Raw genomic sequence first — 20,963 nt, 5'->3', positions numbered from 1 at the left:
AATTTCAATTTTTACCTCGACAAAAAAAGACCTGCGCAATTATGGGGAATTACTTAGAATTCCTCCTTATTGTCTAGGTCTTTTTTATTAATAAAATTCTGGTTTTCTGTCAGTAAAAATCGGAATCATTTCCCGCACCTCAGTTACTTTTGCTAGATCAATTGTCCTTGTCAGGATTTCCTGTTTTTCGCCTGCTTCACCGATGACCTCTCCCCATGGGTCTATTATTAGGCTGTGTCCTGCAAACTCATTTTTAGGATCTGAGCCGCTTCTGTTGCAGGCAACTATATAGCATTGATTTTCAATTGCCCTTGCAATCAATAGTGCTTTCCAGTGGACAAGACGGGCGAGTGGCCATTCTGCTGAAACAAACAATACCTTTGCACCCTTTGAAGTATGGGTGCGAACCCATTCAGGAAACCGAATGTCATAGCAGATCATCCCTGCAAGGATTTCATCATCCAATGTAAATAGCCCAGTTGTGCTTCCACTTTTTAAATAAAGATGCTCATCCATCAGCTGAAACAAATGCAGTTTATCATATGTATGAACAAGCTGACCTTCTTTATTAATGACAAGGAGTGTATTGTATATGCCATCGTCCTTTTTGTTAGCGACAGAGCCACCTATTATATGAACCTGATAGGTCTTGGCGAGCTTCTGGAAAAAGCTGATTGCCTTTTGCGCATGACTGTCTCCAATTTCACTAAGGCGGGTTAAATCATAGCCTGTTGTCCATAATTCTGGCAATATGACAATATCCGTCTCCTTTCCTTCACATGCCGCTTTTATCCAGTTTTCAGCAGCAAGGAAATTTTGTTCCGGATCGCCAAATACAATATCCATTTGAATAATACTAACATTCCAACTCAACGAATCACCCTCTATTCATCCTCATTTATATCCCTTATAATAATAATCAATATTTGCGAAAAGACTGGCTTCTTTGTTCAGTTATAACACAAGTTGTTTGAAAATTGTATATTTTCTAGTGGGCAATGTGCTAAAAAATAAACAGGAGAGATTGATTCTATGGAAAGTAGGGAGAAGGATGAAGGAGTTCCGTCAATCGGCATTGCTGGATAGGCTGCCAGTTCAATTTTTTGCTTCCCTTGTCGGGAAAGTTTCTACATATGTGAAAGAGGGCTATGATGTTATTAATTTAGGTCAAGGAAATCCAGATCAGCCAACTCCTGAATTTATTGTCAGAAGTCTACAAAGGGCTGCAGAAAACCTGATTAACCACAAATATTCTCCTTTTAGAGGCTACCCTTCTTTAAAACAGGCGGTAGCAAAATTTTATAAAAAAGAATATGGAGTGGACTTGGACCCAGAGACGGAGGTTGCTGTACTGTTTGGCGGTAAGGCTGGCCTTGTCGAAATACCTCAATGTCTACTCAATCCTTACGATACGGTGCTTGTACCAGATCCAGGCTATCCTGATTATTTGTCAGGTGTTGCACTTGCACAAGGGGAAATGGTCATGATGCCATTGGAGGAAAAAAATCACTTTTTACCGGACTATAACAAGATCTCAGATTCAGTGCTTGAGAAGGCAAAATTAATGTTTTTAAATTACCCTAATAATCCGACTGGAGCAACTGCAACAGAGGAATTTTTTGCTGAAACAGTTGCGCTTAGCCTCCAGCATGATATATGCGTTGTTCATGATTTTGCATATGGGGCAATCGGATTTGATGGGAAAAAGCCAATCAGCTTCCTGCAAACACCTGGGGCAAAAGATGCGGGCATTGAGATATATACCTTATCAAAAACCTTCAATATGGCTGGCTGGAGAGTAGGTTTTGCAGTGGGAAATAAAAGTGTTATCTCTGCTTTAAACCTTTATCAGGATCATCTTTATGTCAGTCTTTTTGGTGCGATTCAAGAAGCAGCCATAACAGCATTGTCTAGTTCATTTGAAGAAGTGGAAAGACTAACAAGCATGTATGAAAGCAGAAGGAATGTATTTATTGAGGGTCTTAAGAACATCGGCTGGAAAGTGGATGCTCCAAGCGGGTCTTTTTTTGCATGGCTAAAGGTTCCTAATGGGTTCACTTCAGAGGAGTTTGCAGACTACTTACTAGATAAGGCACATATTGCTGTCGCACCTGGCATAGGGTTTGGAGAATATGGGGAGGGGTACGTTCGAGCAGGCTTGCTTACATCTGAAGAAAGACTGCTAGAAGCGGTAGAACGGCTGAGTAAGCTTACAATTAAATAGTTTAAAGAAACCCGTCTGCTGGAATGAGGCGGGTTATTGTTTTTTACTGTGAGATAAAGTCGAAAAGAAGGGGAGAGTAATGTAAAATTTTGTATGTTAAAAATCTGGAAAGTCGAGGGAATAGGATAATATTTTTTAAAAATATTATGTAAGCGCTTCACGTTTGTGGAGGTTTGTGGAGGTTTCTGAAGCTTTATTTGTCGAAAATCAGGTTATTATTTGATTATTATAGAACGAAATGCCTATTTTAAAGAAAAAAATGTCTAATATTGCGATTCTATTTACTTTTATTTATTTTCTTGTAATAATTCATCAAGTAAACGAAAATTTGTCTTTACAAAAAATTAATATAAAACTGATTAGGAGGAAAGAAAGTGCAATCGAGGAAACAAGAATTACTGCTTGCTATTCAAAGAAAAAGAGAGGTGATGATAGAGGAAGCATTGCGTACAGGATATACAAGTGAGGAAACAGTGAGATACAGTCAGGAACTGGATGAACTTATTTTTCTGTATCAGCTTCATCTTCGGCTGCAAAAGACAAAAATGAATATTGTGAAAAAGTCATTTAAATCAATGATCGTTTGGCCAAAGCACCTTGTATATAAACCACAAAGTATTTCTAAGATACTGTAAGACATTCTTTTGATGATTGGTATCCTTCGTTAGGAATAAAGAAAAGGGATAAATATTTGGCTGTAGTCAGTATCCTTTCTTCACGTCTCCTTGGGACATTATGTTATTCATTCCATATATAGTTTAGACTTGTTATTTGTTATTCGTTTATTTGGAAAAAATAACAAAGCTTTGTGTACATAAGGAAAGATTTCTATTACTAGAAAAACAGCATGAAGGATGATGACAAAAACACCTTCAATAAAATGCTGAAGGGTTATGGAAGTTTTAACGCTTAATATAATGCATCTATCACTATATCCCTTCTACTAATTTTAAAATACAGATACAGACTGGTAAAAAGCCCTTATTACATAAGGACTTTACTCAGTCTATTTAGAGATTTGCGCTTATCGGCAAAATAATATCTACTTTAGTCCCTTTATTTTCCACGCTGGAAAGGTAAATTTCCCCATCAAATGATTGGATAATCCGTCTGCAAACGACAAGTCCAAGTCCTGTTCCAGAGTTTTTTGATGTGTAAAAAGGTTCAAACAGCTTTTTTAGTTCTTTTTCAGGAATGCCTATTCCTGTGTCATAAACAGTAATGCTGACACGATTATTCAATTCCTTTAATTTGATCGTAAGTGTGCCTCCGTTTTCCATGGCTTCTAATGCGTTTTTGGTAATATTAAGAATAACCTGCTTCATTTGATCTGCATTACAATAAACAAGTAATTTTTTCTTTGCGATTTCGAAATGACATTCCACATTGAATAAGTTCGCTTCTGATACAATCAAAGGCTTTAACTCTGTAACAATTGTTTTTATGTCTATTGGCTGTTTTTTTTGTTCTGTTGGTTTTCCTAGGATGAGAAACTGGCTGACAATCTCATTAATTCTAGCGATTTCTTTTTGAATAATAGAGAAATAAAACTGGTCTTCCTTCTCTGTGTGCTTTTCTCCTAACAGCTGTACGAGCCCTTTTATCCCGGTGAGAGGGTGTCTAATTTCGTGTGCGGAGCTGGCTGCCATATTGCCGACTAATTCAAGCTTTTGCAATTCGTTCTCTTTATTTTCTTGTTCTGCCTGCTTCTTGTGCATATAAAGAATGATAACAAAGTAGAGCAAATGGAAGCAGACTAGGAAAATGAAGAGTAAAAGCGCGTTTTTGTATAAGATTTTTTGAATGTTGATATCCTTTTGCTCGACAACGATTTTCCATGGTAAACTATCCATCGGTAATTCGATTGTGGTGCTATTTTGTTTAATAGGCTCATTAATATTAAGTATTAGTTCCGCATCTTCATTTATTATAGAAATATTGTCTTTAGGCGTAAGCATTTCCATGATATTAGTTAAATAATCCACTCTTAAAAAGGCAATGATCATATTTTCTATATGCTTATCATCGTCTAAGACTGGTTTAGCAATTCCAATCACCTTTTGCCCATTTACGAGATATTCTGTTTTATTGGAAACCGTCGTATCTTTTGTATAAATGGATGTCTTTACATACTCTTCCTGGGTAATTGCCATTTCTTCAATCTTCCTGTCGGTTCCGGCAATTCTATTTCCGGCCGAATCAAGAATATAGATTCCTCCGTACATTTGTTCTTGCAGAAGAAGTTTCTTTAAAAACAGCTCTGTCTTGTCTTTTTCATTTATTCCTGAAGAAGATTCAAGGAGGATACTGACTGTATCCAGTGCATTTATGGTTTTATTTATATATGTATCCCACTGCCTCTGATGGGTGGAAGCAATTCGGAATGCATTTTTGTCATGCAACCCAATTTCTTCTTTTTGTTTATTGTTTATCAATATTCCTGCAGCCAGAAGAAACGGGAGAATGGCAACAGTTATATATAATAATATTTTTTTTAGGCTCATCATCATTTCTACTCCAACAGTTTGTCATGCAAATAAAGTCTATATCTTAAACTTATAATATACCATAAATTACAAGAGAAGTAAGCTGATAGTTGTATTTTCGAGTATTAGAGAATGTCTTGATTAGAATCATATTGCGTCATTATCAAGAAAAATGTATGCTTAAGAGGATAAATTGACAAATTAGAGGAAAAAAAGTATAATTAATTTGAATTCGAGATATTTTTTAAAAAGGAAGATTGGCTATGGGTAATGAAGAAACAAATCAATCATTAAAATTATTTATCGTGCTGTCAAGAGCATATCGTGCAATTAATGAAAATGTCAATAAACTAATTCACACATATGGACTAAATCCAACTGAGTTTGCTGTTTTAGAACTGCTATACCATAAAGGTGATCAGCCTTTACAGCAAATAGGCGGGAAAATTTTGCTGGCAAGTGGAAGCATTACCTATGTTGTGGATAAATTAGAGGAAAAAGGTTATTTGAAAAGAGTCGCTTGTCCAACAGATAGAAGGGTAACATTCGCTTCTATTACAGACAGCGGCAAAGAAATGATCGAAACCATTTTTCCAAGCCATGAGCAGAGAATTCATGAGTTAATGACAGAGCTTTCTGCTGAGGAAAAGGATACGGTTATCCAGCTTGTTAAAAGGTTAGGGCTTTCTGCCAGCGGAAAACAATTGTGATCTAGTGAAGAAAGAGGGGTGAATTGCCCCTCTTTCTTCATTTTGTAAAATATTATCGTAATATAGACAAAATATAAGCCGGAAGCAGGAATATGGCAGCAAGGCGTATAATAAGAAAAAGAAGGCATAACTATAATAAAGCCTTTTTTTCGTATATTCGAGCATATACGGAGCCTTTTAGAGAAAATGATTGGAGGAAAACAAATGAAGTTTTCAGAATTTACATACGAAAGACCTGATGTTAACAAAATAAAAGAAGAAATGGAAGCATTATTAACAGCATTTAATGCGGCTGAGGTTGTGGAAGAGCAAGTATCTGCAATTGAAAAAATCAACAAGCTGCGCAATGATGTTTCCACACAATTTAATATTTGTTATGTGCGCCACTCTGTAGATACCCTTGATGAATTTTATCAACAAGAACAAGACTATATTGACGAGATTTCTCCTGAAATGGAAGGGCTGGAAACGAGGTACTATGAAGCTCTTGTTCAATCTAAATTCAAAGATGTTCTTGAAGAGAAATGGGGCAAGCAATTATTTGCATTGGCAGATGCACAGTTAAAAGTGTTTTCAGACGAGGTAGTCACATTATTGCAACAGGAAAATAAGCTTTCCACTGAATATACAAAGTTAATGGCTTCGGCCAAAATTATCTTTGATGGTGAGGAAAGAACATTGGCGCAAATGGAGCCATATGCAGAATCGAAGGACAGAGCTGTCAGGAAAGAAGCAAATGAGAAAAAATTTGCGTTTTTAGCAGAAAATGAAGAACAGCTTGACCGCATATATGATGATATGGTGAAGGTTCGAACGGAAATCGCAAAGAAATTAGGCTACAGCAATTTTGTGGAGCTAGCCTATTACCGCATGTATCGTACGGATTACAATGCAGAGATGGTAGCTAAATTCAGAGACCAGGTAAAAGAGCATATTGTGCCACTTGCGACAAAACTAAAGGAAAGACAAAAGAGCCGGATTGGCGTAAATGCATTGAAGTATTATGATGAGCCATTTAACTTTTTATCAGGCAATGCTACTCCTAAAGGGGATGCAGACTGGATTATTGAAAACGGCCAAAAAATGTACCGTGAATTGTCGAAAGAAACAGGAGAGTTTTTCAGCTATTTAAATGAAGACGGACTGATGGATCTTGTAGCAAAAAAAGGCAAAGCTGGCGGAGGCTATTGCACCTTCATTGAAAATTATAAGGCACCATTTATTTTCTCTAATTTTAATGGTACCTCTGGAGATATTGATGTACTTACACATGAAGCAGGACATGCCTTCCAGGTTTATTCGAGCGGTGCTAACTTCGATATTCCTGAATATTATTGGCCGACATATGAGGCAGCTGAAATACATTCTATGAGCATGGAGTTCTTCACATGGCCATGGATGGAGCTGTTTTTCGAAGAAGATGTCGATAAGTATAAGTTTTCTCATTTAAGCTCGTCCTTGTTATTCCTTCCATACGGAGTTTCTGTTGATGAGTTTCAGCATTGGGTTTATGAAAACCCTGAGGCGACGCCGCAAGAAAGAAAGCAGGCATGGAGAAAAATTGAACAAAAATACATGCCGCATAAAGATTATGACGGAAATGATTACTTAGAGAATGGCGGCTTCTGGCAAAGACAGTCCCATATTTATACATCTCCTTTCTATTATATTGACTACACCCTTGCTCAAATTTGTGCATTCCAGTTCTGGAAGCGTTCCAGAGAGGACCAAAAGGAGGCTTGGGCAGATTATGTACAGCTTTGTCAGTTAGGTGGAAGCCTGCCATTTACAGAGCTGGTTAAAAAGGCAAATCTGTTATCTCCATTTGAAGATGGCTGTGTCGAATCGGTAATTGGTGAAATCGACGCTTGGCTGAACTCTGTGGATGACAGTAAATTATAATATAGTAGGCACCCAAATTGTTGGATAAAAGTAACAATTTGGGTGCTTTTTTAATTTTTAAACGCTGCTTTCCTAAAAAAATTAAGGCTTGCCGACAAAGTAAACGATATGAGGAATACGAATATGATAGTGTGCTTCTCCAACTGTCAACTGAATATGATCAATAGCGACACCGCTTAGGATTCCGTCAAAAGTGCCATTAGTCGTTACGATACGGATGTTTTTCTCGATAATCATTAATAAGTGATCAAAAAATACAGGTTCTGTTGATACTGTATAGCTGGGGGACAGCTGTTGAATGATGCTTTAGGAATTGCTTGGAATATTTATAATGGCCAGGTGGCAGCAGGCTTTGTGGATGTGCTTGATAATAGGACTGCATATAAAAGTTCCTTTATTACCTATAAGGTATGTGTGTGGAAGATAAAGGTGCCTAGAAGGAGATAAAGAAAACCAGCAAGAAGTATCTTGCTGGTTGGTTTTTTATTCATATATTTCTGTTTTAATCTCTTTTTCAGAAGGGTCCCAAATCATAATAGCTTTCGCTGCTTCATTTGTCCCTGAAAGCTGGACAGTGATTGGCAAATAGTCTGGCAGGATTTGTGACTCAATTTTGCCGCCGACATATTCAATTAATGCTGTTGTTTCAGAAGAGGTAATATTTGGTGCTTCAATATTAAGGGTAATATTGGATAATTCCTCTTCATTATAAAGCAGCTTACCTGTCATAATAATATTAAGTTCTTTAAATTGTTCTTGAATATCTTCTTCAAGAGTGGAAAGTACATTTGATAAAGAACGGTCTAAGCTTTCAAAAGAACTGGAAGGGAAGGCAATGTAGTTTCTTTTAATTTCTTTCCACTTACCGATTGTATTGTCGTTTTTATCAATATAAGAAGAGGCTAAAAACTTACCTGGTACAATATTTCCTTTATTTGTCTCTTGATATAAAGTCAAATATATCGGTACATCTGGTATATCACTATTTGCTCTAATTCTTTTAAGAATCGTTTCAGCAATGCTTTTACCTTGCTCTTCGACTTCATTTTTGCCATTATCTGTTGTGTCCACAGCTACTTCATCTGTATAAACCAATCCTTTTTCATCTGTAGCACGAATATAATAGATTTCATTTAAAGAAACGGCTAAAGAAATACCTTGGATTTTACCTTTGCTATTAACATAGTCCTGCTCTAAGACATGGGATAGTATCTTCGGATTTTTTTTCTCATCCTTAAGAATATCGCCAGTCTCTGTGAGGGTAGGATTTAAACCGTCCTTTTGATCCTTAGACTTTCTGGCAATCCAGCTGCTGATCGTAGCGGAATCCAAATATTGGCCTTCTTGAAGATAATAGTTATCTGTCGGGAAATAGTCTGTCGACAAATCCATTAAACCCATTTCTAGCTCTTTTATATCAACCGTATTATCAACATTGTTGACAATCGCACCTCTAGCAGCACTAACTTTAACTGGCTCTGCAATACGGTAAATTTCTTTGTTTTGGATGATAGTAGTAGGGACAGCTTCTTCTGTGCCGCCATTATCAGTATCTTTATCACATGCAGCAAGTATTGTCATGAAGATGGTACCCATCATTATTATTTTTTTATATTTCATTTAAATAGCTCCTTACAGCGTATAAATATGTATTGTAAATAAGTTTACCTCATGAAAAGAGATAACGTAAAAAAGTCTATTGATTCAGTTTAAAGCCAATGTTTATTCTACCATGTAGATTTTTTTTAGTAAAATGATGTCTCATAGGAAGTGGGGAAGGTATGTTGGAATTCAATTTTTTTCCCCTTACTATATCAATATCTTAGAGCAGACGCGATCTTTTTTTATGCTGGAATAAAGGTAAAAGATGGTATTGCTATGGGGGCTGAGATGTACAAACAAAAATGGAGCAAAGCAAAAAAACAGCATAAGAACAATTTGTTAATAAAAATATTAGGATTAATAGATAAACGTGTCGGAAAAAGGACTTTAGCTCGTATAAGAGATACCATGCAAATGGAATCCGAATTAATACAATATTTTTATAGACTAAGATGTGAGGCTGAAGGAATTAAATGAGGAAAAAACGCTCAGAATTTCCTCTGAGCGTTTTTAACAGGTTATTATTGGACAACAGTATTGCTGTTCACTTTTTGGATGATGATTTTATCTTCTTCTAATATAGCAGTTAGTTCTGCTGCTCCTGGTTCATCAAGAATGAAATCAGCCAGGCTGTCTTCGAGATGCTCTTGAATGACTCTTCTTAATGGTCGAGCACCGAAGTCTGGGTGTGTTCCCAATTCTACTAGTTTTTCCTTCGCTTCATCCGATACAGTTAAGGAAATATGCTGTTCTGCTAGAGCATCAGACAGGTCTGCTAGCAATAAATCGGTAATTTTCAATAGATGCTCTTTTTCCAGTGCTTTAAATTCAACAATTGCATCAAAACGGTTTAAGAATTCTGGTTTGAAGAAATTGCCTAATGACTGTAACAGTGTGCTTTCTTCAATTGCAGCATTGTTTTCAAAGCCTACGACAATGCGTTTATGACCACCAATGCCAGCGTTGCTTGTCATAATAATGACACTATCCTTAAAGCTTACTGTTCTGCCTTGGCTGTCTGTTAATCTGCCATCTTCTAGTATTTGCAGGAAGATGGATTGGACATCTGGGTGTGCCTTTTCAATTTCATCCAATAGAATGATACTGTAAGGATTTCTTCTTACTTGCTCTGTTAATTGTCCAGCTTCTTCATGGCCGACATAGCCAGGAGGGGAGCCGATAATTTTGCTGATGCTGTGTTTTTCCATGTATTCACTCATATCTAAACGAATCATGCTGTCCTTGCTGCCGAATAATTCAGCTGCTAGGTTTTTCGTTAATTCTGTTTTACCTACACCAGTTGGACCAACAAACAAGAAGCTTCCAATTGGTCTGTTTTTTGATTTTAAACCAGCACGGCTTCTTTTAACTGCTTTCGCTACTTTTTGAACGGCAACTTCTTGCCCAATGACTTTCGCCTCAAGGCTTTCTGCTAGGTTCTTCATCTTTTGCTGTTCATCCTGCTGCAGTTTGCCGACAGGAATACCTGTTTTCTTTTCGATTAGCTCTTGAATAAGCGTAACATCAACAACAGGCTTTTCTGTATTAGGATTATTTAATGCTTTTTCAAGCTCTTGCTCTTCTTTACGTAAGGTTGCAGCTGCTTCATAGTTTTCTTCTTTTAATGCAGCTTCTTTAGCTTTCGCGATTTCTGCAAGACGGTTGTCAATTTCATCTGTGTTTGTGTAGCTGGAAGCAAGATTCAGTTTAGAACCTGCCTCATCAAGCAAGTCGATTGCTTTGTCTGGCAAGAATCTGTCCTGAATATAGCGGTGTGACATTTCGACACAAGCTTTAATAGCTTCATCTGTGTATGCTACTTCATGGAATTTTTCGTATTTATCCTTAATTCCTTCCAAAATAGAGATAGCTGCAGAAACTGTTGGTTCTGCCACTTGAATTGGCTGGAAGCGTCTTTCAAGTGCAGCATCTTTTTCAATTTGGCGGTATTCCTTAAGAGTAGTAGCACCAATTATATGAAGCTCACCTCTTGCTAGCGCTGGTTTAAGAATATTCCCTGCATCCATGGAGCCTTCTGCAGAACCAGCACCAACTAATTGATGAATTTCATCGATAAAGACAATGACGTTTTTGCGTTCTTGAATTTCTTGAATGATTTGCTTCATTCGTTCTTCAAATTGTCCGCGTATACCTGTATTTGTCACTAATGATGCAACGTCAAGCAAGTAGATTTCCTTGTTTTTCAGCTTTTTAGGAACATTTCCTTCTGAAATCTTCAACGCTAAGCCTTCTGCAATGGCTGTTTTACCAACACCAGGCTCACCGATTAGCACAGGATTATTCTTGTTTCTTCTATTTAATATCTCAATTACTCTTTCAATTTCATTTTCGCGGCCAATTACTGGATCAATAAGTCCTGCATTAGCTAGTTGATTTAAGTTCTTTCCGAATTTATCTAAAATACCGTTTGTTTTATTAGGAACGGGAGCCTGTTTTCCTTGTTCTGCCCCTGATTGTTGAAAGTTTTGATTAAGTGATTTAAACAATTCATCAAAAGGGGAAGATTGTTGGAAAAACATTTGATTAGGTTGTGATGCCATCTTTTGTTTTTCTTTCTGATAGCAGTTGTGGCATAAATTCACTGTGTTTTCTTCATTGTTAAGAACAAAACGTAAGCTCACATTCGCATAGTTAGTTTGGCATAATTGACATTTCATGTTTTAAATCCTCCTTTTGAGTTTTGATCATTTTTGACCTTTTGTAATTATGATTATACTTTGACCTTTTTTGACTTTCAACTATTTTGCCTGATGAAATTCCTGGAAATTACATATTTAGACTAAATCCTACAACTTTCCACTTTGAGAATAAGTTTACAGACACTTTAAACGAAATAAATAAAGATTTCAAAGAAAATGCTCGTCATTGTTTGTCCATTTTGTCATATAGATTAGTTAAGGAGGGAAATACGTGAAAAACAAATGGAGTGGAGCCTTTCAGCTTGCAGCTGTATATGTAGGTACTGTTGTAGGAGCTGGTTTTGCAACAGGAAAAGAAATTGTAGAGTTTTTCTCTCAGTTTGGTTTGCTTGGTTTTTTTGGAATTTTGGCTTCTGGCTTAATATTTTCTAGCTTAGGTTCGAAATTAATGAGGATATCCGTCAAAATAAAAGCGAAATCTTATCAGGAATTTACGATATTCCTGTTTGGCAGAGTGGCAGGCAGTTTAGTGAATATCCTTATGCTAATCATGCTTATCGGAGTCTGTGCGGTCATGCTGTCAGGGGCAGGGGCAGTCTTTGAAGAGCAGCTCGGCTTAAGCAAAGCGTTCGGTGTCATCTTTACAATAGTCCTATCATTGATCGTCATGCTTGTAGGCATGAAAGGTTTATTTGCTGTGAACACATTTGTCGTGCCTATTATGATTACATTCAGCTTTATCCTCTTTACCTTGTCCATCCAATTGCCTGGCTTCCTTGACCGTATGGATGATTTACCAATATTCAGCTGGAACGGAATTACTTCGCCCTTTTCTTATACTGCCTTAAATCTTTCCTTGGCGATTGCCGTGCTTGTTCCGGCAGCATCTGAAATTGGTGATGACCAAACAGTAAAATGGGGTGGGATAATTGGGGGAATTGCGTTAATGTTTATTCTCTTGTCGAGTCACTTCACATTAATCATGCTCGATAATGTTGACAGTTATGCCATACCAATGGCGTCCATCATGAGAGAGCTTGCTCCTAATTTATCATGGATATATATTATCGTTATATATGGGGAAATTTTCACATCTGTTATTGGCAATGTGTACGGATTAGAAAGGCAAATAAGCCAATATATCAGAATCCCTAGCATCCTTATTATTGCGATTATCTTTGCCGTGTCTTATTCCATTAGCTTCATTCATTATGGCACATTACTGTCAATACTGTATCCGCTTTTTGGCTATATCAGCCTCGTGTTTTTATTACTATTATGGTTAAAGCCAATTCCACAAAAAAATGTCTGACTCCATTTGAGCCAGACATTTTTTATTATTAGTTGATAAGCGCCTGCAGTGGGGAAGGGATACGGCCACCACGGTCAACTAGCTTTTGGGAGCTGTATGGGTTGACACCCATAACTGGAGCTCTTCCAAGCAAGCCGCCGAATTCAACCATTTCTCCTTCTTTTTTGCCAGGAACAGGGATGACACGAACAGCTGTTGTTTTCTTGTTAATCATGCCGATTGCTGCCTCGTCTGCAATAATCGCAGAAAGGGTTGCTGCAGACACGTCTCCAGTCAATGCAATCATGTCGAGTCCAACAGAGCATACACAAGTCATTGCTTCTAGCTTTGATAATGTTAAGCTGTCATCCATAATACCGCGAATCATTCCGTTATCTTCACTGACAGGAATGAATGCACCACTTAACCCACCAACATAGGAGCTTGCCATTGCGCCACCTTTTTTGACAGCATCATTCATTAGAGCAAGTGCCGCAATTGTTCCGTGAGTACCAACACGCTCAAGACCAATTTCCTCTAAAATATCAGCAACACTGTCATTAATGGCATTTGTCGGAGCTAAGGAAAGATCCATAATACCGAACGGAACGCCTAATCTTTCTGCTACGACTCGTCCGATTAGCTCACCTGCACGCGTAATTTTAAAGGCTGTTTTTTTAATGATGTCAGAAACCTCTCCTAAATCAGCATCCGGATATTTGCGAAGCGCGCTTAATACAACACCTGGTCCGCTGACACCAACATTAAGGACAACCTCACCTTCACCAGCACCGTGGAAAGCACCAGCCATAAATGGATTGTCTTCAACAGGATTACAGAATACAACTAGCTTTGCACATGCTAGACCGTTTTGGTCTTTTGTACGCTCAGCTGCATTTTTAATAATGATTCCCATTTGTTTCACAGCATCCATATTGATACCTGTTCTAGTAGTAGCTACTGAAACAGAAGAGCAAACTCTGTCTGTTACTGACAATGCTTCAGGCAGGGCATCAAGCAATGTTTGATCACCTTTTGTGATTCCTTTATGAACAAGAGCTGAGTATCCGCCGATAAAATCAACATTTAAATATTTCGCAGCCTTATCTAATGTTTTAGCAAGTTCAACTGCTTGTTCTACTGTTGCATTTCCAAGGATTTCTGCAATCGGAGTGATGGATATGCGCTTATTAATAATTGGGATACCGTACTCTTTTTCAGCAGCTTCGGCAACCTCTGTCAATTTGCTTGCATACGTAGTGATTTTTTTATAAACAGCGTTGTTCATTTTTTCAAAATCAGAGTCTGCACAATCATAAAGGCTAATTCCCATTGTGACAGTACGGATGTCCAAATTCTCCATTTGGACCATATTGATTGTTTCCATCATTTCATTTAATGCAATCTTCACTGTTTTCCCTTCTTTCTTAGACGCGGTGCATGGATTGGAATATTTCTTCTAACTGGATATTAATTTTTAAGTTCAGCTCATTACCTAGTTGATCTAGCTGTTGACGCAATTCATCGAGATTTTCCTTCTGGGTAATATCGACTAACATCATCATCGTAAAAAAGTCCTGTAGAATGGTTTGACTAATATCTAAGATATTAACATTATTTTCTGAAATTACTGTAGTTACTTTGCTGATTATTCCTACTTGGTCTTTGCCAATTACACTTACAACTGCACGTCGCTGCTGCATTATATCACCTCATTATTATGATGGTCTTTTGTTTTGAACCTGCTTTCTAACTTAAAAGTGGATATACAGTATATTTTGCTGCTGTTTTTCCATTACTATGTAAGTGTTCAAGCTAAAGCTCAGTTCCTCAAAAAGACAGTTGCATTTTGTACACGTCTAAAGAGCAAGGTATTCCTTCCTAAAAACAGAAAAAGAAGATTGGAATTCTCCAATCTTCTTTTCAGGAAAGAATAACGAATACACTATAAAAGTATAGATCAGTTACTCTCCTGTCCTTTTACCTGAGATTGTGAATCCTTCGGTGCCTAAAAATAGGTCTCTCCAGAAGCTGCTCCTGTCATAGTGTCATCCATGACATTCAACGCACGCTATTCGCATATAAAATTATATTGTGATGTTATCAGTTTTTTTTGATTTGGTCAACAACATTTACAAATAAGAGAATAGAACTACCTTTACAAGGACAAGGAGAAAAAGCGAGGCAAGAAGGATAAATTAAGCTAACAAGTTTAAGCTAACAAGGATGATAAAAAGGAGGTGTAAGATTAATGACAAAATCAAAAAGAGAAGAAGAACGAGAATGGACAGTGCGTAAACAAAAACAAAAACCACATGGCAAAGTAAAAACAAAAAAAGAGCTAGCAGAAGAATAGAATTCCTAACATTCGGATGGGGTAATTAACTCTAGATGAGACCCTGAGCAAGGGAAATACCAGCAGGAAAAAGTAAACGGAATTCTAAAAAAAAAGCCGGCTTTCGAAAGCCGGCTTTTATCACTTAAGGATTTTATAATTTTTATGATTAACGACTGTTCTTTGCTCTAATTCCAGGTCGCGATAATTATCCATATATGTCAAATCTACTATTACTGAATTCTCATTTACTTTTTCCACAATTCCTTGCAGGCCTCTAAATTCTATAATGTTGCCAACCTCAGCTCTCTTCATGTGTATTCTCTCCTTATATGCCAAATTTGTAGTATTCTGTATATTTTAGTTTGCACTAAAAATACTTCCCCGTAAAGAAATATGGATATATGATGAACAGTAGGAAATGTTTATTAATTCGTTCTATGTTTCAACGTAAATAAACCGCTTTCCTTTTTGGATGCTAACGCTAATAAATATGATTCTAAGCTCGGAAAATATACTAGAACCATGACTTATGGGCTTTCGTTATTTGGTTCGAGATTATGCATATCATAATGATTGAAGCTATTATAGCATAGTTTTAATAAATTGGTAATTAAATGCACTTGCCCTTAAGGACATTCTATGCAGGGTGGTGCAAATTTGTTTCCATTATCCATGTATGATAATAATATTTATATGTGTTTACAATATAAGAAATGATATATGCACTAATAAAAGAGAGGAAAGTCAAGATTATGTTACAGGAAGAATTTATTAAAGCGTTAGAACAATTGAAATCTGGGGAAATCAAAGAATACAAGGTAAGTAAAGAAGACTTTCTTACCTTCCGCCTTGAGCTAGTAAAGAGAGAAGACTTTAAGCATTACCGCGGTATTGCTCAAAGGGGCGGAGGAGCTATTTATGAGTACCTTACAGAGCCGCGAAGCTAAAGGTGCGAGGACAGCACGTATTTAAGTGACGATGTTTTTTTTAAATATGTGCAATATTTTTCATTGTCTCATCGGAAAAGAAATGCTATCCTACTTTTGAGATGTCTTTTTTAAAAATAACTTAAATGCCTGATAATTATCAATAATTTACATTTTTTCTTATGCTTTGGAAAAAACTATAATGGTCAAATAATATATAAAAGTGTTGATTTTATGAAAGAAACAGAACAATCTCTGCTTGATTTCTATTGGGACAGGTTTAAAATTTACATCTTTTATACTTTCAGTTTACAATAGTAGCTATGAAATATATATTAGTTATGGATAAACGGTTCTTGACTATTATATGGGGTTGTTTAAGTTGAAAAGGCTAAAACCATCTTATTTATTATTTGAATGAAGGAGTTTGATATTAATGGTAGAAAAACAATTTAAAGTTATCGCAGATACAGGGATTCATGCACGACCTGCAACGCTTTTAGTACAAGCTGCAAGCAAATTTGATTCAGAAATTAACCTTGAGTTCAAAGAAAAAAAGGTTAACCTTAAGTCTATCATGGGTGTTATGTCCCTTGGAATTGGTCAAGGCGCTGATATCAAAATCATTGCTGAGGGCAGTGACGAGACAGAAGCAATTAATGGTTTAGAAGAAACGTTGAAAAAGGAAGGACTTGCTGAATAATGAGTTTTTTACAAGGAATTGCGGCCTCTAGTGGAATTGCCATTGCGAAAGCATATCGTTTAGTAGAACCAAATTTATCATTTGAAAAGAAAACAGTAGAAGATGCTGCTGCTGAAATTAACCGTTTTCAAGAAGCTCTTACTACTTCTAAGCAAGAGTTAGATGCTATTCGTGAAAAAGCGAACACAGAATTAGGTGCTGATAAAGCAGCTATTTTTGAAGCTCATCTATTAGTATTGAGCGATCCTGAATTAATCGCTCCAATCGAAGACAAAATCAATACAGAATCAGTAAATGCTGAAGTTGCCCTAAAAGAAACAACAGATATGTTTATTAACATGTTTGAATCAATGGATAATGAGTACATGCAAGAGCGTGCTGCTGATATCCGTGACGTAACTAAAAGGGTTCTTTCACACTTACTTGGCGTACATCTAGCTAATCCAAGCATGATTTCAGAAGAGGTTGTAGTTGTTGCGGAGGACTTAACTCCATCTGATACAGCTCAATTAAATCGTCAATTTGTTAAAGGCTTCACTACAGATATCGGCGGAAGAACTTCTCACTCTGCTATCATGGCTCGTTCTTTGGAAATTCCTGCAGTTGTTGGAACGAAAAAAGTAACGGAAGAGATTTCAAACGGCGATTTAGTAATTGTTGACGGATTGAAAGGTGAAATTCACATCAATCCAACACCAGAAGTAGTGGAAAGCTACAAAAAAATCGCTGCAGAATATGAAGAGCAAAAAGCTGAGTGGGCTAAGCTTGTTAATGAGAAAACTGTCAGCGCTGATGGTGTGCATGTAGAACTTGCTGCAAACATCGGAACTCCAAACGATTTAGAAGGTGTTACTTCTAACGGTGGAGAAGCAGTTGGTCTATACAGAACTGAATTCCTTTACATGGGAAGAGATCAGCTTCCAACAGAAGATGAGCAGTTCGAATCTTACAAAGCTGTTCTTGAAGGCATGAAAGGTAAACCAGTTGTTGTTCGTACATTGGATATCGGTGGGGATAAAGAGCTTCCATACCTTGAGCTTCCAAAAGAAATGAACCCATTCCTTGGATTCCGTGCAATTCGTCTATGTTTAGAGGAAACTGGTATCTTCCGTACGCAATTAAGAGCATTGCTTCGTGCAAGCTCATATGGAAACTTGAAAATCATGTTCCCAATGATTGCAACATTAAACGAATTCCGTGCTGCTAAAGCATTGCTTGAAGAAGAAAGAGCAAACCTGATTGCTGAAGGCGTAACAGTTGCTGATAAGATTGAACTTGGAATCATGGTTGAGATTCCATCAACTGCTGTATTGGCTGACCAATTCGCTAAAGAAGTTGATTTCTTCAGCATCGGAACAAATGACTTGATCCAATACACAATGGCTGCTGACCGCATGAACGAAAGAGTTTCATACCTGTATCAGCCTTACAATCCATCCATTCTTCGTCTTGTTAAGATGGTTATTGATGCTGCGCATAAAGAAGGCAAATGGGCTGGTATGTGTGGAGAGATGGCTGGAGACGAAACGGCAATTCCATTATTGCTTGGTTTAGGATTAGATGAATTCTCCATGAGTGCTACATCAATCCTTAAAGCAAGATCTCAAATTCTTAGCCTGTCTAAAAAAGAAATGGAAGAGCTTGCTGAAAAAGCATTGCAAATGTCCACAACGGAAGAAGTTATGGAAGCTGTTAAAGCAGCAGCTAAACTTTCTTAATCAGACAGAAAAAGTAATTTATAAAAAAGTGAAAATGAATGTTTAGAATGCTCTTAAAGGGGGTAAAACTAAACTAAGCACAGGCACTTAAAGTTTTTTAAGTTTGCTAAGCTATTCTCATTTTCCCCTTATTTGGCTGACTAGTTCCCTAGTCAGTCCTTTTTTTTGTTTTCATTCCTCATCATCTATTAATCCATATGTTATGATAATGAATGTTAGCAATAGTTTTTATGAAATTGGAGGGAAGAAATCGGATGTTGACTAATGAGAATACTGTAATTGGTTTTATTGGTGTCGGAGTTATGGGGAAAAGCATGGCCAGAAACCTAATAACAAGCGGTTATCCTGTTGTCGTTTACAACCGCACGAAGGAAAAGGCAGAGGAATTGCTGAATGATGGTGCTGCTTGGGCGGAGAGTCCGAAAGAAGTAGCTGAAAAAGCGAATGTAATTATTACAATTGTTGGCTATCCGAAGGACGTAGAAGAGGTGTATTTAGGCACGGATGGCATTATTAACAATGCGCAAGCTAATACATATGTAATTGATATGACTACATCCACTCCAAGCTTAGCAAAAAGAATTTATGGAGAAGCAAAGAGCAAAAGCATACATGCCTTGGATGCTCCTGTTTCAGGTGGAGATATTGGTGCGAGAGAGGCGAAGCTTTCGATAATGGTTGGCGGCGCTGAAGAAGATTTCGCAACTGTACTGCCAATTTTCGAAATTTTAGGAACAAATATTGTCTATCAAGGTGCTGCCGGTGCTGGTCAGCATACGAAAATGTGCAACCAGATTGCAATAGCTTCTAATATGATTGGTGTTTGTGAAGCAATAGTTTATGCAGAAAAGGCTGGACTGAATCCAGATAATGTTCTCAAAAGCATCACAACAGGAGCTGCTGGCAGTTTTTCGCTGTCAAATTTAGCGCCGAGAATTATTAAAGGGGATTTTGATCCAGGCTTTTATATTAAGCATTTCATTAAAGACATAAGGATTGCTATGGAGGAAGCAAAGCAGATGGAGATGGAAACTCCAGGCTTGGCACTTGCAGAAAATTTATATAGCAGACTTGCTGCTCTAGGACAAGACGAGCTCGGTACACAAGCATTGTATAAGTATTGGCAGCAATAACAATAAAGGATCTCTTCATCTAGGAAGAGATCCTTACTATTATTTAATGGTATTTAGATAAGTGCCAAGCCTGTCACAAGCTTCTTTTAATGTATCAAAAGAATATGCGAAGGAAATTCGGAAATAGCCTTCTCCTAAAGGAGAAAAAGCACTGCCTGGAACAACTGCCAAATTGGCTTTTTCGACTAAATCTAAGCAGAAGTCAAATGATGTTATGCCAGACACAGGAATCTTAATGAAGAAATAAAAGGCACCGTCTGGATTAACGACCTCTAAACCGATATCCGTCAAACGGGAATAAAGATAATCGCGTCTTTTTTTGTACTCCTCCTTCATTGGCAGACTGTCATCAATGCCAACCGTTAATGCCTGCAAGGCTGCTTGTTGAGAAATAGACGAGGCACATGTAACATTGTACTGATGAACCTTAAGTATTTGCTGACAAATAATTTCTGGAGCAAATAAAAAGCCAATGCGCCAGCCTGTCATGCTATGGGATTTCGATAACCCGTTAATGACAATCGTTTTCTCTCTGAGGAAACTGCCAATAGAAACATGTGTTGCGTCAAAAAGCAGCTCACTGTATATCTCATCTGCCAATACAAAAATATCTTTGTCCTTCAGTAAATCAGCTATTGCCATTAGCTCTTTTTTATTTAAGCTGACCCCTGTCGGATTGCTTGGATATGGGAGAACGATACATCTCGTTTTATCCGTTATGTATGGTTCAATGAGCTCTGCTGTAAAACGAAAGTCATTTTCTTTAATATCAACGTAAATTGGCGTTGCGCCACATAAGCGGATAATCGGCTCATAACCAGGATACACAGGACCTGGCAGAATAACTTCAACACCTTCCTCTAATATTGTACGGAAGGCAATATCAATTGCTTCACTAGCGCCTGTAGTTACAATAACCTCTGTTGCTGGCTGATAGTTTAAACTGTATTTTTTTGCGACAAAGTCACAAGCTGCTTGTCTTAGCGCCAAATCTCCTGCATTGTGTGTATATGTGGTAAAATCCTCGTCAATAGCTTTTTTGGCAGCTTCTTTAATGTGAGCAGGTGTAGGGAAATCAGGCTGACCAATCGTCAGTGCAAGCATGCCCTCTTTGCCTGCAACCATATTGGAGAATTTACGAATTCCGGATATTTCAATATCCTTTACTTTTTTATTTATCAAATATTCCATGTTTTCCACCTTATTGTTTATTTTCTGCTTATTATAAGTATCATAACAAATCCAGGTTCTCTTGAAAACAATAGCCTTG

At 37.3% G+C, this 20,963-nt stretch carries 21 protein-coding genes and 1 riboswitch; of the genes, 12 read left to right on the top strand and 9 right to left on the bottom strand.

What is annotated here, in order from left to right:
- Positions 1-87 precede the first annotated feature (87 nt).
- A complete protein-coding gene (locus EM808_RS01980; protein ID WP_127735056.1) occupies positions 88-873 on the bottom strand; it encodes a carbon-nitrogen family hydrolase in 786 nt (261 codons plus the stop codon).
- A 178-nt stretch (positions 874-1,051) separates the two neighbouring features.
- Here EM808_RS01980 and EM808_RS01975 point away from each other — a divergent pair, with 178 nt between their 5' ends.
- Complete coding sequence (locus tag EM808_RS01975; protein ID WP_127735052.1) at positions 1,052-2,224, top strand: pyridoxal phosphate-dependent aminotransferase; 1,173 nt, start codon at positions 1,052-1,054, stop codon at positions 2,222-2,224.
- A gap of 374 nt (positions 2,225-2,598) precedes the next feature.
- A complete protein-coding gene (locus EM808_RS01970; protein WP_127735050.1) occupies positions 2,599-2,859 on the top strand; it encodes an aspartyl-phosphate phosphatase Spo0E family protein in 261 nt (86 codons plus the stop codon).
- Positions 2,860-3,234: 375 nt separating this feature from the next.
- Here EM808_RS01970 and EM808_RS01965 read toward each other — a convergent pair whose 3' ends face one another.
- Complete coding sequence (locus EM808_RS01965; protein WP_164849550.1) at positions 3,235-4,731, bottom strand: PAS domain-containing sensor histidine kinase; 1,497 nt, start codon at positions 4,729-4,731, stop codon at positions 3,235-3,237.
- A gap of 242 nt (positions 4,732-4,973) precedes the next feature.
- Between EM808_RS01965 and EM808_RS01960 the strand changes: the two genes are divergently transcribed.
- On the top strand, positions 4,974-5,420 hold the full coding sequence (locus EM808_RS01960; protein WP_127735044.1) for a MarR family winged helix-turn-helix transcriptional regulator: 447 nt from the start codon (positions 4,974-4,976) through the stop codon (positions 5,418-5,420).
- Positions 5,421-5,624: 204 nt separating this feature from the next.
- Positions 5,625-7,322, top strand: coding sequence for a M3 family oligoendopeptidase (locus EM808_RS01955; RefSeq protein ID WP_127735041.1), 1,698 nt, complete (start codon positions 5,625-5,627; stop codon positions 7,320-7,322).
- A gap of 81 nt (positions 7,323-7,403) precedes the next feature.
- Here EM808_RS01955 and EM808_RS01950 read toward each other — a convergent pair whose 3' ends face one another.
- Positions 7,404-7,613, bottom strand: a complete 210-nt coding sequence (locus tag EM808_RS01950) for a DUF2642 domain-containing protein (protein ID WP_412759263.1) — start codon at positions 7,611-7,613, stop codon at positions 7,404-7,406.
- Positions 7,614-7,616: 3 nt separating this feature from the next.
- Here EM808_RS01950 and EM808_RS28445 point away from each other — a divergent pair, with 3 nt between their 5' ends.
- Positions 7,617-7,769 (top strand): hypothetical protein, encoded by a 153-nt coding sequence (locus EM808_RS28445; RefSeq protein ID WP_164849549.1) that lies wholly within the window; start codon positions 7,617-7,619, stop codon positions 7,767-7,769.
- A gap of 36 nt (positions 7,770-7,805) precedes the next feature.
- Here EM808_RS28445 and EM808_RS01945 read toward each other — a convergent pair whose 3' ends face one another.
- Positions 7,806-8,942: a CamS family sex pheromone protein gene (locus tag EM808_RS01945; protein WP_127735036.1), complete on the bottom strand. Its 1,137-nt coding sequence runs from the start codon at positions 8,940-8,942 to the stop codon at positions 7,806-7,808.
- Positions 8,943-9,200: 258 nt separating this feature from the next.
- Between EM808_RS01945 and EM808_RS01940 the strand changes: the two genes are divergently transcribed.
- Positions 9,201-9,401 carry a hypothetical protein gene (locus tag EM808_RS01940; protein WP_127735033.1) on the top strand — a complete coding sequence of 67 codons (201 nt, stop codon included), beginning with the start codon at positions 9,201-9,203 and terminating at the stop codon, positions 9,399-9,401.
- Between the two features lie 44 nt (positions 9,402-9,445).
- On the opposite strand, the gene EM808_RS01935 is transcribed toward EM808_RS01940, so the two are convergent.
- Positions 9,446-11,602 carry an ATP-dependent Clp protease ATP-binding subunit gene (locus EM808_RS01935; protein ID WP_127735030.1) on the bottom strand — a complete coding sequence of 719 codons (2,157 nt, stop codon included), beginning with the start codon at positions 11,600-11,602 and terminating at the stop codon, positions 9,446-9,448.
- Positions 11,603-11,855: 253 nt separating this feature from the next.
- On the opposite strand from EM808_RS01935, the gene EM808_RS01930 reads away from it, so the two are divergent.
- Positions 11,856-12,896, top strand: a complete 1,041-nt coding sequence (locus EM808_RS01930; RefSeq protein WP_127735027.1) for a YkvI family membrane protein — start codon at positions 11,856-11,858, stop codon at positions 12,894-12,896.
- Between the two features lie 28 nt (positions 12,897-12,924).
- Here the strand turns inward: EM808_RS01930 and EM808_RS01925 are convergent, their stop codons facing one another.
- Together EM808_RS01925 and EM808_RS01920 are read right to left on the bottom strand one after the other, a co-directional pair.
- Positions 12,925-14,286 carry a PFL family protein gene (locus tag EM808_RS01925; RefSeq protein ID WP_127735024.1) on the bottom strand — a complete coding sequence of 454 codons (1,362 nt, stop codon included), beginning with the start codon at positions 14,284-14,286 and terminating at the stop codon, positions 12,925-12,927.
- A 16-nt stretch (positions 14,287-14,302) separates the two neighbouring features.
- A complete protein-coding gene (locus EM808_RS01920) occupies positions 14,303-14,578 on the bottom strand; it encodes an ACT domain-containing protein (RefSeq protein ID WP_127735021.1) in 276 nt (91 codons plus the stop codon).
- 259 nt (positions 14,579-14,837) lie between these two features.
- A riboswitch (glycine riboswitch) is annotated at positions 14,838-14,913 on the bottom strand.
- A gap of 213 nt (positions 14,914-15,126) precedes the next feature.
- On the opposite strand from EM808_RS01920, the gene EM808_RS29040 reads away from it, so the two are divergent.
- Complete coding sequence (locus tag EM808_RS29040; protein WP_220459898.1) at positions 15,127-15,231, top strand: DUF6254 family protein; 105 nt, start codon at positions 15,127-15,129, stop codon at positions 15,229-15,231.
- A gap of 120 nt (positions 15,232-15,351) precedes the next feature.
- On the opposite strand, the gene EM808_RS01915 is transcribed toward EM808_RS29040, so the two are convergent.
- On the bottom strand, positions 15,352-15,525 hold the full coding sequence (locus tag EM808_RS01915) for a YkvS family protein (RefSeq protein WP_127735018.1): 174 nt from the start codon (positions 15,523-15,525) through the stop codon (positions 15,352-15,354).
- 440 nt (positions 15,526-15,965) lie between these two features.
- Here EM808_RS01915 and EM808_RS01910 point away from each other — a divergent pair, with 440 nt between their 5' ends.
- The 4 genes from EM808_RS01910 (at position 15,966) to EM808_RS01895 (ending at position 19,693) form a co-directional block, all read left to right on the top strand.
- A complete protein-coding gene (locus EM808_RS01910; RefSeq protein ID WP_127735014.1) occupies positions 15,966-16,160 on the top strand; it encodes a hypothetical protein in 195 nt (64 codons plus the stop codon).
- A gap of 415 nt (positions 16,161-16,575) precedes the next feature.
- Positions 16,576-16,842 (top strand): phosphocarrier protein HPr, encoded by a 267-nt coding sequence (locus tag EM808_RS01905; protein ID WP_127735011.1) that lies wholly within the window; start codon positions 16,576-16,578, stop codon positions 16,840-16,842.
- On the top strand, positions 16,842-18,560 hold the full coding sequence (ptsP, locus tag EM808_RS01900) for a phosphoenolpyruvate--protein phosphotransferase (RefSeq protein WP_127735008.1): 1,719 nt from the start codon (positions 16,842-16,844) through the stop codon (positions 18,558-18,560). The genes EM808_RS01905 and ptsP overlap by 1 nt, the downstream gene beginning before the upstream one ends.
- A gap of 254 nt (positions 18,561-18,814) precedes the next feature.
- Positions 18,815-19,693: an NAD(P)-dependent oxidoreductase gene (locus EM808_RS01895; RefSeq protein ID WP_127735005.1), complete on the top strand. Its 879-nt coding sequence runs from the start codon at positions 18,815-18,817 to the stop codon at positions 19,691-19,693.
- 39 nt (positions 19,694-19,732) lie between these two features.
- On the opposite strand, the gene EM808_RS01890 is transcribed toward EM808_RS01895, so the two are convergent.
- Positions 19,733-20,884: an aminotransferase A gene (locus EM808_RS01890; protein WP_127735002.1), complete on the bottom strand. Its 1,152-nt coding sequence runs from the start codon at positions 20,882-20,884 to the stop codon at positions 19,733-19,735.
- Positions 20,885-20,963: the final 79 nt, after the last annotated feature.

Source organism: Niallia taxi (assembly GCF_004005475.1).
GTDB classification, from domain to species: domain Bacteria; phylum Bacillota; class Bacilli; order Bacillales; family Cytobacillaceae; genus Niallia; species Niallia taxi.
Note: the sequence above shows the minus strand (reverse complement) of the source record. Positions and strands in the feature narration are given on the sequence as shown.